This is a genomic window from Orenia metallireducens (assembly GCF_001693735.1).
GTDB lineage: Bacteria > Bacillota > Halanaerobiia > Halobacteroidales > Halobacteroidaceae > Orenia > Orenia metallireducens.
The window spans coordinates 50,421-65,331 of record NZ_LWDV01000006.1 but is presented as its reverse complement, the minus strand read 5'-3'; the positions used below and the strand labels follow the sequence as shown (position 1 = coordinate 65,331).

Genomic DNA, 14,911 nt, shown 5'->3' with positions numbered 1-14,911 from the left:
AGTCTATCTAAAGAATATAGAATTAAAAGATTGCCCTTCTTTGATTGTTTTTATAATGCTGGAATAGAAGTATGATAAAATCTTTAAATTAAGAAAAGCAATTATTTAGGGGGAGAATTTTAATTTAGGAGGCATATAATGGATAAGAAAAATAAGATATTACTTGGGACTATCGTGGCTTTAATAGTCATCATCTTAGGTGCTAACTGGTATGTAGGAAATATAGTAGAAGATAGACTTACAGAGAGCCTTGAGCTAAAATTAAAGAAAGATGGTATTCCTTTTGACGTTGAGTACAGTAAAGTATCAGCAAATCCCCTATTAAGTCAAGTTACTTATAATCAGGTAGTAATGAAAGTCAAAAATTATAAGGATGGGTATATAAGTTCTGATAAGATCGTAGTCAAGTTACCTTATCAAGACTCCTTTGCTTTAGCTAAAGAAGATGAACTTAAGGAGCTGCATGGATTGGTGGCTCAGATAGATAATTTAAGGATTGAAGATAGATTAGAAGATCTGTCAGCTGACTTTAATGATTTGAATATAGATTATAAAGGACAGTTATCTGTAGAGGAGTTAAATGATGATTCTGCTCAATTACTCCAAGATAAGCAAGCAATAGCCATATCCTTCACTGGATTTAATGTCAAATTACCAAAGAATATTAGGCAAAATTTATCTTCTCCAGAACTAGAAAGAAAGCTAACTGGGATAGACGAATTTATTCTTGATATTAATTATGACCCTGATAAGAAGGAGATTAAGATTAATAATTATAAGGTGGATGCTCCATTATTTTTTGGTGAGGCTTCTGAAACAATTCATTATAGTGGTAATAATTTAAAAGATTTAGAGATAACTGGTATCTCTGGAGAAGGTAATTTTGAATTTAAGGGTGATGGAGTAGAATTTGGTGATGCTGAAACCACAGGTCGTTATACCCTTGGAAATATTACTACAAACTCCAAATTTAATAGTACCTATAAGCAGAAATTAATTAGGAATGATATTACTAACCCTAAAGATGTTATTAATGTTTGGGCAGACTCCATTAAGAACATTGGTGATGGAGAGTATAACTTTACTTTAGGAGGATTTAAAGCAGAGTTTGCAGGTAGACTCAAGGAGAGATTATCATATAATCCTATTGTCTTTATGAGTGGTATAGACTTAAATAATATCTCTTTAGATGAAATTACTATTAATTATAAAGTTGACAATAATAATATTAATATATCTCAAGGTAAGGTCAATAGTTCAATTATAGATATAGATTTGACAGGAAACCTTGACATTAATAGAGATAACCTTGGTGATTCTAGTATTACTACTTTAATACTAAGAGTAGCTAAGCTAAATGATAACTTGAAGGAACTTATTAGAATGTTAGAGGTGCGTATGGGTCAAGAGTTTCCTAGAGAGGGTGATGATATTCTCCTTGATATAAGTGGAACTTTTGCTAATCCTAAGATAGAGGGAATGGATATTTAATTTTGAATTTGAGCTGAAATGATATTTATAAGTTTATAATTTAACTTAGTTTGAAAGCCACAGACTTTTAGTCTGTGGCTTAGTAAATTAAATGATAAATTCTAAGTCTAAAGTGTGGTTTAATGGGTATATTGCGACAGTTTTCACACCTCATCCCCAACCCTTCTCCTGCTCTTAGGAGAAGGGAGAAAAGTAAAAGAGAAAGAGTTTCCCTTCTCATTAGTTAAGGAGAGGCTGGTTTTGCATGAAGTGGTCGATAGACCTGAAAGGGGATTAAGGGGTTAGGTGTGAGGTGTGAGGTTTTGAACTTAATTTTTAACTATAAAAGTGTCGCATTATCTCTCTATAACGACATACTTAAATTGTATTCTAAAGTTGGATAATTATCTATACAGAAGTTATACTCTTATTTTTAGCTAATCTATTAAATTAAATATAATTTAACATAGGAATATAGCACTAGATATTGAATAATAATAAAAGTGACTTTAAAGAAGTTATAATTATTTTAGGGGGATTATATCGATGAATGAAGGTAGTATAGACCAGAGGAAGATCAAGAAAGGATTGAAATATTCACTATTAGTCAGTGTGATAGCTTTAGTATTACTATTCTCTTTAACTATAAATGAAGAGACCTTCTTACAAATAAAGAGAGTAAATTCGTTCTATCTGCTATTAGCCATAGTAATAAATTTTTTGATGTGGGTCGTAGGTGGTTTGAGAATTAAGTTAATTACAAATGCTTTAGGAGAAGAGATATCTTTAAAGTTTGCTATAAAAAACTTCTTAGTAGGGGCTTTTATCTCAAATGTTACTCCTTTTGCTTCAGGGGGAGGTCCTATACAGGTGCTCTTATTACATCGTAAAGGGATCTCTTTAGGAAAGTCATCAACAGTAATCATTGTCCAGTTTGTAATTAGGTTATTGTTCTTTAGTATACTATCCCCCCTATTCTTCTTTCTATTTTCTGATTTGATCAGTTCTGGGGTAATTCCAGAGGAGATTTTCAACCTTTTAATCTTGCTTTCTTTATCTATTTCAGCGATTATGATTTATTTTATCTGGAAACCCGATAAGATTAAAGTATTAACAGAAAGGTTGAGAAATTTAAGGTTTCTACAAGGTTTAATGAAGAGTAAAAAGGCTAATCAATTGATAGATAAATTATATAAAGAGATGGAAGATTTTCATGAAAGTCTGTGGCAATTGACTAAGTATAAGAAAAGCAGTTTGCTTTTGGCTGTTTTTTTTACTATAATATTTTGGGTGTTATTCTTTATTATTGCACCGGTAATATTGTTAGGATTAGGTGTCAAACCCTACTTTTTTAGAGCATTTATTATACAGACTATATTTTATCTGATTATACCATATATGCCAACTCCAGGAGCGAGTGGAGCAGCAGAATTTGGTTTTGCAACCCTTTTTTCTAGCTTTGTACCCTCATCTTTAGTGGGGTTATTAGCAATAGTTTGGAGATTTCTGACCTTTTATCTAGTAATCATCTTTGGTGGAGTGATATTATTTAGGATGATAGCAAAATCTGTAGTTAAGAAGATAGGGTAATATTTAGAGTGATTGTTTTAGTTTATGAGTATTATTGAGGTGGGATATAATGATTAAATATGTAGAAGTAATGGTTGATGTATCAGTTGAACAGGTTGATAGGCCCTTTACTTACAAAGTACCAGAGAGGTTGGAGAGTCAAATTAAGGTTGGTAGAAAAGTACTTGTACCCTTTGGTCGTCAGAGGGTAGAAGGATACATAATAAGAGAGTTTGAGGCTGATGAAGATGATTTTGAATTTGCGGTAAAACCTATCAATAAAGTGTTAACAGACTATGCTTTTTTTGATGAAGAGTTATTAAAATTGGCTAAATGGATGTCAGAGTATTATCAGTCGTATTTAATTAGTTCTTTAAAAGCAATCGTTCCTAGTGGTCAGACTAAGATTAAGACTAAGCAGGTTGTTAAGTTGGCTCAATCGGTAGAAGAGAGTAAGAAGTTACTTGATAAGATCAGTGATAGGGCTTATAAGCAGAAGGAGGTCTTCTCTTTTTTGATAGATAACCCTAAGATTAATTTAACTAATACTGAGTTAGCAGAGAAGTTAGAGACCACTTCAGGAATAATTAGGACATTGATTAACAAAGGTTATCTACAATATGTAGAAAAAGAGGTTAAGAGAAATCCTCATAGCCACCATAATTTTAGGACAACTACCCCCTTAGATCCAACGCCTGAACAGAAGGTTGCCATAGAAGAGATCAGTAGTGCTTTAGAGCAGAAAGAGAGCTCTACTATTCTCTTAAAGGGGGTTACAGGTAGTGGAAAGACTGAGGTATATCTCCAAGTGATTGCCAAAACCTTAGAGTCAGGAAAAGACACTATCGTTTTAGTCCCTGAAATTTCATTAACACCTCAAACTATAGCTAGATTTAAAGGTCGTTTTGGAGATCAAGTAGCTGTCTTGCATAGTCAACTGTCGGCAGGTGAGCGTTTTGATGAATGGCGTAGAATTAAATTTGGTGATGTTAAAATTGTAGTAGGAGCTAGATCGGCAGTTTTTGCTCCTTTTAATAATTTAGGATTGATTATCATTGATGAAGAGCATGAGACCAGCTATAAACAGGAGGATCACCCTAAATATCATGCTAGAGAGGTGGCTGTCAAAAGAGCAGAGTTGGTAGGGGCAGTGACTTTATTAGGAACAGCTACCCCATCATTGGAGGCTTATCATCGCACAGAGATTGGAGAATATAAGTTAATAGAACTTAAAAAAAGGATTGATGATAGACCTTTACCAACAGTAGAACTTATTGATATGAGAAAGGAGCTCAAAACTGGTAATAAGACTATGTTCAGCCAGCCCTTACAAGAGGGGATGATTGATCGCTTAAAGAAGGGTGAGCAGACGATGATCTTTCTTAATCGACGAGGTTTCTCTACCTTTGTTCAATGCCGTGAATGTGGACATGTAATGAAGTGTAATGACTGTGATGTCTCCTTAACCTATCATGCTACTCCAAATATCTTACAATGCCATTACTGTGATCATAAAGAAGGGGTTCCTAATATCTGTCCTAACTGTGAAAGTATCTATATTAAATATTTTGGTGTAGGAACTCAGAAGGTAGAAGAGGGTTTAAAGGAGCTCTTTCCAGAGGCTAAAGTGGCTAGAATGGATGTAGATACAACTAGGCGTAAAGGGGAATATGAAAGGATATTATCGGCTTTTAAGCAGGGGAAGATAGATATCTTGGTAGGAACTCAGATGATTGCTAAAGGTCATGATTTTTCCAATGTTACCTTAGTTGGAGTGATTACTGCTGATACAGCTCTTAATCTTCCTGACTTTAGAGCAGGAGAGAGAACCTTCCAACTCTTAACACAGGTAGCAGGAAGGACTGGTAGAGGAGAGAAAGCGGGAGAGGTTATTATTCAAAGCTATACTCCGGAGCATTATAGTATTCAATTCTCTAAAAACCATGATTATAATGGCTTTTATAATTTTGAGATAGAGACAAGAAAATTTGCCTCTTATCCACCCTTTACCCATATTATAAGTATAGTTATCAGTGATGAACGGGAAGATAAAGTAATTGAGGTCTCAAATCTATTAAGTGATATTATTAGGGAGAAGTTGAATAAAATAGATGATGAGGGGATAATGCTCTTAGGTCCTGTGCAAGCACCTTTAAGTAGGGTAAGAGGACAATATCGGTGGCAGCTACTACTTAAAGGTAAAGAGTTAGAGAAGATAAGAAAGGTCAATCAAGAGAGTCTACTTAGATTAAATGAGTTATCTACTTTAAAGACTATTAAGGTAAGTGTTGATGTTGACCCATTGGGAATGTTATAATAATAATTACTAATTGGCAATGTAAATTGTCAATTATAGATTGTGAATTGAATTTTCGGAGGTGTAAAGATGGCGTTGTTAAAGATTAGAGAGATAGGAGATCCTGTCTTAAGGACTAAAGCTAAAGAGGTAGAAGAGGTAACTGATAAAACTAGAAGGTTACTTAATGATATGGCAGAGACTATGTATGATGCACCAGGAGTAGGACTAGCTGCTCCCCAGATTGGAATCTCTAAAAGGATTGTTGTCATAGATGTAGGTTCTGGGCTTTTTGAATTGATTAATCCAGAGATTATTGAGAGCTCTGTTAAGACTTATATCGATAATGAGGGATGCTTAAGTATTCCAGGTAAGACTGCTAAAGTAGAGCGAGCTTATAAGGTCAAGGTTAAAGCTTTAGATAGAGATGGAAAAGAGATAATAGTTGAAGGAAAAGGGCTATTAGCTCGTGCTTTACAACATGAGATAGATCATTTAGATGGTAAATTATTTGTTGATTATCTTTAGAATCTAGAGTGTGAATATTAGTAGAAACTATTTGTGATTTATATGGACTGGATTTGCTCCAGAATTATAAGTAATATAGGTAAGAAATAGAATATAAAACCTTATTTTTGCCACGAATTTACATGGATTAACACGAATTAAAATCAATAAATTAAAACAATAATTGGATATTTTAATTCTTAATTTAATTTCTAAAGGTTTTTCTACTAGTCAATAGCATCTGTGTTTGATCTGTGCTAATCCGTGGTAATAAATTTTTTAAAGTTATTTGATTTCCAGATTGGAGGGATAGAATGAGAGTTGCATTTATGGGAACACCAGACTTTGCAGTTCCTTGTTTACAGGCATTGATTGAAGCGGATTTTCTAGATGTAGTTGGAGTAGTTAGCCAACCAGATCGTAAAAGAGGGAGAGGGCAGAAGGTAAAGCCGACTCCAGTTAAGAAGAGAGCTTTAAAGCATGATATAGAGGTATTTCAACCAGAGAAGGTCTCTACTGCTGAGGGAATAGCTAAATTAGAGGAGTGGAACCCCGAAGTGATTGTGGTAGTTGCTTATGGGCAGATTCTAAAAGAGGAAGTATTGAATCTGCCTAAATATGGTTGTATCAATATTCATGCTTCTTTATTACCAAAGTATAGAGGTGCAGCCCCAATTCATCGAGCTATTATAGATGGTGAAGAGAAGACAGGAATTACAACTATGCATATGGATAAAGGAATGGATACAGGGGATATGATTTTAAAAGAAGAGCTAGAGATCAGCCCTGAAGATACTGTAGGTACATTACATGATAAATTATCAGAGATAGGTGCTAATTTAATAGTAGAGACCTTAAAGCAGATTGAAGCTGGCAGTGCACCTAGAGAGCAACAGGATGATGAGCAAGCTACTTATGCCCCTAAGATTTCTAAACAAGAAGGTCTAGTCGATTGGTCTAAGGATGTTAGGAGTATCTGGAATCTAATTAGAGGGATGAATCCCTGGCCAGGTTCTTATACATATCAAGAAGGGAGTCGGCTAAAACTATGGAACTCTAAAATCTATGATAACAAGAAGGTTGCAGAAGGAGTAATTCCTGGAACTGTTGTTAAAGTAGATGATGAGTTGGGAATAGTAGTACAGACTGGTGAGGGACAATTATTATTGACAGAGGTACAGCCTGCTAGTAAACAGAGAATAGATGCTACTGATTATTTAAGAGGATATGATATCAGAGTAGGAAGCAAGTTAGGAGAATAAATTTTATGGAAAAATCAAAAAGACTATTTATGGGACTATTATTACTAGCATTAGCTATATTAAGTATCTTTGTAGGAGGAGTCTGGTATCTGAACTTTTTTGGTTTTAGTTTACTTAGTAAAGGGGTATTAATAATTATAAGTCTGGCGCTATCTGTTTTTGCATTGCTATTAATCTTAGGTATTTTAGGTATCGTCTTAACTTTGAGATTGGGTCAGCCTATTAAGCCTTTAATTATTCCCACTAAGGTGGTTATCTCTTATTTTCTGCCTATAATTATTCATTTAGGTGGGCTACTTGGTCTTGACAAAGAGTCAATTCAATCATCCTTTATCAATGTAAGTAATCAATTAATTAATCCTAGTAAGATGAAATTATCTCCTGATGATATTATGGTATTGGTTCCCCATTGTATTCAGAATTCAGAATGTAACTATAGAGTAACCAGTAATTTAAACAATTGTAAACGTTGTGGAAGGTGTCAAGTACAGGATTTAATTGAAGTTACTGAAAAGTATGGAATTCATTTAGCAATTGCAACTGGTGGAACTTTAGCTAGAAAGATTATCAAAGAGATAAGACCAAAGGCAATTATTGCCGTAGCTTGTGAACGTGATTTAAGTAGTGGAATTCAAGACATCTACCCTATGCCAGTAATTGGGGTGGTTAATCTAAGACCTCATGGTCCTTGTATTAATACTGGTGTTGAGGTAGAGAAGATAGAAGAAGCGATACAGCAGTTGATAAGTAACAAGTGACGAGTAACAGGTAATGAGTTGGAATAATACTTTTAAAGTTATCAACTAATTAAAAGGGGGTTAAGATAATGCCTTTCTTCTTTTTTGATCCAACGATGATTATTGTATTACCAGCGATTTTATTGGCTTTCTATGCACAGATGAAGATTAAGAGTACCTTTAATAAGTATTTAGATGTTAGAGCCAAAAGCAATATGACTGGAGCCGATGTAGCTTATCAATTATTGAGAAATGAAGGGATTTATGATGTCAGCATTGAGAGGGTAAGTGGTGAGTTGACAGACCACTATGATCCTCGCTCTAAGACTTTAAGATTATCATCAAATGTCTATGGTAGTAATTCCTTAGCAGCTCTGGGAGTGGCGGCCCATGAGACTGGTCATGCTATTCAGGATAATGTAGATTATGCACCTTTGAGATTTCGCCATTCTTTAGTACCAGTTGCTAATTTAGGATCTCAAGCTGGACCTTTTTTAGCCATGATTGGTTTAGTATTTGGTTCAGGCTTCTTGTTGAATTTAGGGTTGATATTCTTTGCTGGTGCTGCATTGTTCCAAGTTGTTACTTTGCCAGTAGAATTTAATGCAAGTAGTCGAGCTTTAAAATTATTAGAAAAGCATAACTATTTAGATAAACAAGAGATATCTGGAGCTAAGAAGGTCTTAAATGCAGCTGCTTTGACTTATGTTGCTGCTACCTTGGTGGCAATAGGGCATTTAATTAGATTATTAATACTTAGCCGAATGATGGATGATGATTAATATGTTCTAGATATTATTGAAATTAGCCGAGAAAGCCTTACTTATAATAGGTAAGGATGAATCGGCTTTTCTTTTTTAATGAGTTAATTTGATATATCTATGGAATAATAGATTATATCTTGGTATTATATAAATTAGGGGTTAAAAATTTAATATTATTATAGAACATAGAAACTACTAGAATTTATTAGCGAGTAATCAGTGGAATTTTTTCTGGTCACTGTTATAATAATTACATAAATGGAGGAATTTATATGAGAACTGCAAGAGAGATAGCATTAGAGGGAATTTATAAGATTAATGAAGAAGATGGATTCTCTAATCTAGTAGTAAATAGTTTATTAAATAGATCTAATTTAGATAAAAGGGATAGAAGTTTGGCTACACAACTTATTTATGGAGTTATCAGAAGAAGAAATACTCTAGACTGGATTATTAATAAGTTTGCTAGTCGTAAAATCAATAAGATGACACCATGGGTGAGAAATTCTTTGAGATTGGGAGTTTATCAGGTCTATTACTTGGACAAGATACCTACTCCAGTGGCTGTTAATGAAACTGTAGAGGCTGCTAAATCTAAGTGTAATCGAGGAGCTATTAAATTTATCAATGGTGTTTTACGGAATATTATCCGCAGTTTAGATAAGATTGAGTATCCTAAGTTAGAGAAAGACCCAGTTCAATATATTAGATATAAGTATTCACAGCCACAATGGTTGGTAGAGAGGTGGGTTAAGATTTATGGGACTAAGAAAGCTATTGAGATTGCTGAAAACCTAAATAAAGTTCCTGCTACTGTAATTAGAACAAATACTTTAAAAACTGATAGAGAGGCTCTAATTCAGGAACTATCTGAGGATAAAGTTGATGCTGAAACTATAGCTTTAGTGCCAGAGGCAATCAATCTACTTAAATACCCATCAATAGATAGGTTAAAGGCTTTTGAAGAAGGTAGATTTCAGGTACAAGGTTTGGCATCAATGTTGGTAGCCCATATCTTGGCTCCTGAAGCTGATGATAAGGTTGTAGATTTATGTAGTGCTCCAGGTGGTAAAACAACCCACCTATCACAGTTGATGGATAATAGGGGGCAAGTCTATGCTGTCGATGTACATCAACATAAGCTCGATTTAATTCATCAGAACTGTGATAGATTAGGGATTGATAATGTAGAGACCATCTGTAATGATGGAAGAGAGGTCAGCTTTGCTGAAAAGATAGATAAGGTTTTAGTAGATGCACCTTGTTCTGGTTTGGGGATTATGGCTAAAAAGCCAGAGATTCGTTGGCAGAAGAAGCCTCAAGATTTGGCAGAGTTACAGCAGCTACAAGTAGAATTACTAGAAAATGGAGCTAAGATGCTTAAAGATGGCGGAGTATTAGTCTATAGTACCTGTACCTTTACCGATGAAGAGAATATAGATATTATTAGAGAATTTTTAGAGGACCATGATAATTTTAAATTGGTTGATCTAAGCAAAGATGCTGAAAGGTTTGGATTAACAGAGTATTTAAAAGAGGGGACTTTACAGTTAATTCCTGATGAGGATTTAATTGAAGGATTCTTTATAGCAAAATTGCTTAAAGGTAGTAAGTAGTGACGAGTAACAAGTGACAAGTGAGTAGAGTTAGAAAAGGATTTTATTAGTTACTCATCACTTATCACTGTCATCATACATGGGAAGGAAGTTAAGAATGGAAGAAAGAATAGATTTGATGGGACTTAACTTAGAAGAGTTGAAAGAAGTAGTTAGTTCTTTAGGTGAAGCAAGTTTTCGAGCAAAACAGATATTTAATTGGGTATATGATAAGAAGGTTACAGACTTCTTAGAAATGAGTAATCTATCTAAAAATTTAAGGGAAAAGTTAATTGATAACGCTTATATTAGCCAATTGAAAGTTATTACTCTTCAAAAATCTAAAGATGGTACTATTAAATATCTCTTTGAATTGGAGGATGGTCAGTGGATAGAGAGTGTGTTTATGCCTTATCAAGATAATAGGAGGAGTGTCTGTATCTCTACCCAAGTAGGTTGTGGGATGGGGTGTAACTTCTGTGCTACAGGATTAAATGGATTAACTAGAAATCTAAGCACAGGAGAGATTATTAATCAGATTATAACCATTGCTAGATTGAGAGGTGAAGAGATTACCAATGTAGTTTTAATGGGAATGGGAGAGCCTTTAGCTAATTATGAAGAAGTACTTAAAGCTATTACCTTAATGAATGATGACAATGGGTTGAATATAGGGATGAGAAGGATAACCTTATCAACTTGTGGTTTAGTACCACAGATTAAGAGGTTGGCAGAAGAAGATTTGCAGTTGACTTTAGCAATCTCTTTACATGCTCCAAATAATAAGATGAGAAGTCAAATGATGCCCATTAATGATAAATACCCCCTAGAAGATTTATTGGATAGTTGCCGTTATTATATAGATAAAACAGGACGAAGAATTAGCTTTGAATACTCTTTAGTCAAAGGGGTCAATGACTCACCAAAAGATGCTAGAGAGTTGGCAAGATTATTGTCAGGAATACTATGCCATGTGAATCTGATTCCAATCAACCAAGTTGAAGGCCTAGAGTATAGTAAACCAGATAGGGATGCAATAAATAATTTTAAAGCTGAATTGGAGCAAAAAGGAGTAGCAGTTACAGTTAGGCTCGAACGGGGTGCTGATATTGCTGCAGCCTGTGGGCAATTACAAGCCAAGGAGGGAAGAGATGAAGTTTCCAATAAAATTGGCTCGAAAGCTTAAGAAGATCTTTTTGATTGACTCTTTAAACCCTTTTTATCAAAGGGTAATTAGAAAGATAGTCAGTGATATGGAGAGGAAATTAAGAAAGGGAACTGAAGGTGAGTATGTTCCTAATGATTATAAAGTTATAATCCCTTTAAAATATAAGGATGAGCTTAATAACTTGAATCAGGAAGCTAAAGATAAGTTAAGAGAAGTAATTTTAGAGGAGGTTGCTAAGAAGGGGTTCAAACTTAGAGGAGAGCTGAAGTTAGATTTTGCAATCAGTGCTAAGGTTGAAGAAGAGGTGTTGGTCACAGGTGAGTTTACCCTTGATGAATTTAACTTGGAGAATACAGAAGATGGTGGAACGAAAATATTTAAAGTTGAAGGTGAAAATAGTAATAATTTAGAAAAGATAAATCATACTGTAAAAGTGAGACCTCTTTCTGAAAGGGAATGTTATCTAAGGCTTTTAGATAATGGGGTTGAGGTAAAGAGGTTTGAAATTAATTCAATAGAGACTAATATAGGTCGTCAAGAGAATAATGAGGTTGTCTTAGTAGATTATAAAGTCTCAAGGGTTCATGCTCAAATTATTAAAAAAGGTTATTATTATCTAATTAATGATCTCAATAGTACAAATGGTGTCTTTGTTAATAATCAGTTGGTTGAAAGTAAGAGGTTGGTAGATGGTGATAAAATTAGATTAGGGGAGAGTGAATTAGAATTCTGCCTTAAGATGTAAGTGGGGTGATATAATGAAGTATGGAGCTACTAGTGAAGTAGGAAAGGTTAGAAGAGAGAATCAAGATAATTATCTGGTGATTAATAAGGATAGCTTAGATATTATCGTTGTAGCTGATGGTATGGGTGGACATCAAGGAGGAAATGTAGCCAGTTCTTTAGCCATTAAAGGAATAAAAGAGTATGATTTTAATCATGATTCTTTAAAAGATAGTATCAAAGAGTGTATAGAGCTAGTAAATCAGAGAATTCAGCAAGAAGGCTTAGCTAAAGAAGAGTATCAGGGAATGGGAACGACCTTGACTATGGGGGTTATTAAAGATAGAATATTAATAATTGGACATATTGGAGATAGTAGAGCTTATCTGTTTAGAGATGGTAAATTACAGCAGTTGACAAATGACCATTCTTATGTAGGTGAATTGCTTAGAAATAATATAATCAGTCAAAAAGAAGCAGATAATCATCCAAAAAAGAACCTATTACTCAATGCTTTAGGTGTGAAAGAAGAGATTGAGGCTGATTTATTTGAGTTAGATTTAGAGTCCAATGATTTAATTTTATTATGTTCTGATGGATTGACCAATATGTTGTCTGATGATAAGATTTCTGAGGTTTTATCAGAGAACTTAGATTTGCAGAAGAAGGCTGATAAAATGGCATTATTGGCTAATCAACAGGGTGGATATGATAATATTACAGTAGTTATCTATTGTAATCATTAAGTAAAATTTTGAGGTGACATTGATGATCGGTAAAGTCTTAAATTCGAGATATGAACTTGTAGAGAAGGTTGGCACTGGTGGTATGGCTATTGTCTATCGGGCTAAAGATCAACTATTAGGTCGTGAAGTGGCTATTAAGATTTTACAACCCCACTTTGCTGATAATGAGACTGCTGTTAGACGCTTTAAGCATGAAGCTCAAGCAGTAGCAAGCCTTTCCCATCCAAATATAGTTAATATCTTTGATATAGGTAAAGAGGATGATATTAATTATATAGTGATGGAATACATCACTGGAAAGGACTTAAAAGAGCATTTAAAAGAGGTTAAAAGGGTTGAGATTGGTCAAGCTACTGATATAGTAGCTGGAGTCTGTAATGCTTTAGTTAAGGCTCATCGTAATAATATTGTTCATTGTGATATTAAACCACATAATATTCTCTTGACAAATGATGGTAGAGTTAAAGTAACTGATTTTGGTATTGCTCAAGCTGTAACCTCAGCAACTATTGGTCAAACAGATTCGATTATGGGTTCAGCCCATTACCTTTCACCAGAGCAGGCAAAAGGAGGAAAGGTCAGTACCAAGTCTGATATCTATTCTCTAGGAATTGTACTTTATGAATTAGTAACAGGTAAAGTACCCTTTACTGGAGATAACCATGTCTCAATTGCTTTAAAGCATATTGAAGAGCCACCAGTAAATCCTAAAGAGATAAATCCTGATATTCCAGATAAATTATCGGGAATTATTCTTAAGGCAATAGCTAAAGAGCCAGAAAATAGATATAATTCTGTTGTAGAGATGTTAAGAGATTTAAAGGAAGTTGATGAGCAGTTTATTAATCAGACTAAGGAAGTTAAGAATATAGCCAATCAGCATACGATGATTATGTCTAAACAGGATTATCAAAAAGAGATAAAAAAAGAGAAAGAGAAGAATAATATTAATATACCAAAAAGAGAAGAAGTTCAACAAAAGCTTAGGGGAGTGGATGTAGTGGAAAAGAAGGATAAAGAACCCACTTCAAAGGAGAAGATTCCGGCTAAGAAGAAGAGAAGTAGTTTATTAACAGCTGTGTTAATTTTAATGGCCACCTTCATTGTAATTGCAGGTGCTGGTTATTTTATGTTAGTACAGTATGTTAATGTTGAAGAGGTAAAGGTACCAAATTTGGTAGGCAAGCATTTAGAGGTTGCACGCCAAGATTTAGAGTCTAAGGGATTGAGTTTGAAGGTCTATTATGAAAGTCATAGTCAAGAAATTGAGAAGGACCATATTATTTCTCAAAGTATCCCTCCTGATAGTAAGGTAAAGAAGGCTAGAGTGATTGAGGTAGTAGTTAGCAAGGGTGCTAAGTTATCTACAGTTCCTAAACTGATTAATACCACTTTAAGGGAGGCAGAGATTCAGCTTGATAAATTAGACCTCCAAACAGGAGAAATAAAAGAAGAGTATAGTAATGAAGTTACTGAAGGTCTGATTATCTCTCAAGATCCTCAGCCAGGGACAGAGGTCAAAGAAGGCACCAATATCAATCTTGTAATCAGTAAAGGTAGAGAGCCTCAAGAGGTGGAAGTTCCTAACTTAGTTGGGTTACGCCAGGAAGAGGCTGTAGAGCGGTTAAGGCAATTGAATTTGATCTTAGGTCAAGTCTTAAATAGAGAGAGCTTAGACTATCATCAAGGTAGAGTAATTGCTCAAAAACCTACTACAGGAACTAAGATAATGGAAGGATCAACGGTTCAATTAATTGTTAGTACAGGAATTCGTAATCCACGAGGATCTGAGATTAAAGACCGCAAAATTCGTTTTAATATACCACCTGGAGATGAGAAGAAGGTAGAGTTTGTGGTTCGAGATGATAATGGACAGAGAACAGTCTATGATCAAGTCCATCAACCTGGCGATACAGTAGTTAAGGATGTTATTATCGTAGGTCCTGGAACAATTAGAATCTATCTAGATGGACAGTTATATTATGAAAAGCAAGTTTAAAAGCGGTAACTGGTAACAAGTGATGAGTGACAAGTAATATTAATTAATAAGAACTTTATTCTGTCACTCTTTACT

At 34.4% G+C, this 14,911-nt stretch carries 12 protein-coding genes; all 12 read left to right on the top strand.

The features are described from left to right. The first annotated feature begins 138 nt into the window (after positions 1-138). The 12 genes from U472_RS01685 to pknB all read left to right on the top strand — a co-directional run bounded on the left by U472_RS01685 (position 139) and on the right by pknB (position 14,836). On the top strand, positions 139-1,491 hold the full coding sequence (locus U472_RS01685; protein ID WP_068714887.1) for a hypothetical protein: 1,353 nt from the start codon (positions 139-141) through the stop codon (positions 1,489-1,491). A 525-nt stretch (positions 1,492-2,016) separates the two neighbouring features. Beyond that, entirely contained in the window at positions 2,017-3,060 is a 1,044-nt protein-coding gene (locus U472_RS01680; protein WP_068714885.1) for a lysylphosphatidylglycerol synthase transmembrane domain-containing protein, read from the top strand. 49 nt (positions 3,061-3,109) lie between these two features. Beyond that, positions 3,110-5,356: a primosomal protein N' gene (priA, locus tag U472_RS01675; protein WP_068714883.1), complete on the top strand. Its 2,247-nt coding sequence runs from the start codon at positions 3,110-3,112 to the stop codon at positions 5,354-5,356. Positions 5,357-5,425: 69 nt separating this feature from the next. Further along, entirely contained in the window at positions 5,426-5,863 is a 438-nt protein-coding gene (def, locus tag U472_RS01670; RefSeq protein WP_068714881.1) for a peptide deformylase, read from the top strand. Between the two features lie 293 nt (positions 5,864-6,156). Beyond that, positions 6,157-7,104 (top strand): methionyl-tRNA formyltransferase, encoded by a 948-nt coding sequence (gene fmt, locus U472_RS01665; protein ID WP_068714879.1) that lies wholly within the window; start codon positions 6,157-6,159, stop codon positions 7,102-7,104. A 5-nt stretch (positions 7,105-7,109) separates the two neighbouring features. Beyond that, a complete protein-coding gene (locus tag U472_RS01660; protein WP_068714877.1) occupies positions 7,110-7,862 on the top strand; it encodes a DUF116 domain-containing protein in 753 nt (250 codons plus the stop codon). A 68-nt stretch (positions 7,863-7,930) separates the two neighbouring features. After that, the gene (locus U472_RS01655) at positions 7,931-8,623 is read left to right on the top strand and encodes a zinc metallopeptidase (RefSeq protein WP_068714875.1); all 693 of its coding nucleotides are present in this window, start codon (positions 7,931-7,933) and stop codon (positions 8,621-8,623) included. Positions 8,624-8,877: 254 nt separating this feature from the next. After that, a complete protein-coding gene (gene rsmB / locus U472_RS01650; protein ID WP_068714873.1) occupies positions 8,878-10,221 on the top strand; it encodes a 16S rRNA (cytosine(967)-C(5))-methyltransferase RsmB in 1,344 nt (447 codons plus the stop codon). A gap of 97 nt (positions 10,222-10,318) precedes the next feature. Then, positions 10,319-11,386 carry a dual-specificity RNA methyltransferase RlmN gene (rlmN, locus tag U472_RS01645; RefSeq protein WP_068714871.1) on the top strand — a complete coding sequence of 356 codons (1,068 nt, stop codon included), beginning with the start codon at positions 10,319-10,321 and terminating at the stop codon, positions 11,384-11,386. Then, complete coding sequence (locus U472_RS01640; protein ID WP_068714869.1) at positions 11,352-12,113, top strand: FHA domain-containing protein; 762 nt, start codon at positions 11,352-11,354, stop codon at positions 12,111-12,113. Before rlmN ends, U472_RS01640 begins: the two co-directional genes overlap by 35 nt. A gap of 13 nt (positions 12,114-12,126) precedes the next feature. After that, complete coding sequence (locus U472_RS01635; RefSeq protein WP_068714867.1) at positions 12,127-12,837, top strand: Stp1/IreP family PP2C-type Ser/Thr phosphatase; 711 nt, start codon at positions 12,127-12,129, stop codon at positions 12,835-12,837. Positions 12,838-12,859: 22 nt separating this feature from the next. After that, complete coding sequence (pknB, locus tag U472_RS01630) at positions 12,860-14,836, top strand: Stk1 family PASTA domain-containing Ser/Thr kinase (protein WP_068714865.1); 1,977 nt, start codon at positions 12,860-12,862, stop codon at positions 14,834-14,836. The last annotated feature ends 75 nt before the right edge of the window (positions 14,837-14,911 follow it).

Coding starts and splice junctions, on each gene's coding strand:
- U472_RS01685 (WP_068714887.1), top strand. CDS start 139: ATGGATAAGAAAAATAAGATATTACTTGGGACTATCGTGGCTTTAATA.
- U472_RS01680 (WP_068714885.1), top strand. CDS start 2,017: ATGAATGAAGGTAGTATAGACCAGAGGAAGATCAAGAAAGGATTGAAA.
- priA (WP_068714883.1), top strand. CDS start 3,110: ATGATTAAATATGTAGAAGTAATGGTTGATGTATCAGTTGAACAGGTT.
- def (WP_068714881.1), top strand. CDS start 5,426: ATGGCGTTGTTAAAGATTAGAGAGATAGGAGATCCTGTCTTAAGGACT.
- fmt (WP_068714879.1), top strand. CDS start 6,157: ATGAGAGTTGCATTTATGGGAACACCAGACTTTGCAGTTCCTTGTTTA.
- U472_RS01660 (WP_068714877.1), top strand. CDS start 7,110: ATGGAAAAATCAAAAAGACTATTTATGGGACTATTATTACTAGCATTA.
- U472_RS01655 (WP_068714875.1), top strand. CDS start 7,931: ATGCCTTTCTTCTTTTTTGATCCAACGATGATTATTGTATTACCAGCG.
- rsmB (WP_068714873.1), top strand. CDS start 8,878: ATGAGAACTGCAAGAGAGATAGCATTAGAGGGAATTTATAAGATTAAT.
- rlmN (WP_068714871.1), top strand. CDS start 10,319: ATGGAAGAAAGAATAGATTTGATGGGACTTAACTTAGAAGAGTTGAAA.
- U472_RS01640 (WP_068714869.1), top strand. CDS start 11,352: ATGAAGTTTCCAATAAAATTGGCTCGAAAGCTTAAGAAGATCTTTTTG.
- U472_RS01635 (WP_068714867.1), top strand. CDS start 12,127: ATGAAGTATGGAGCTACTAGTGAAGTAGGAAAGGTTAGAAGAGAGAAT.
- pknB (WP_068714865.1), top strand. CDS start 12,860: ATGATCGGTAAAGTCTTAAATTCGAGATATGAACTTGTAGAGAAGGTT.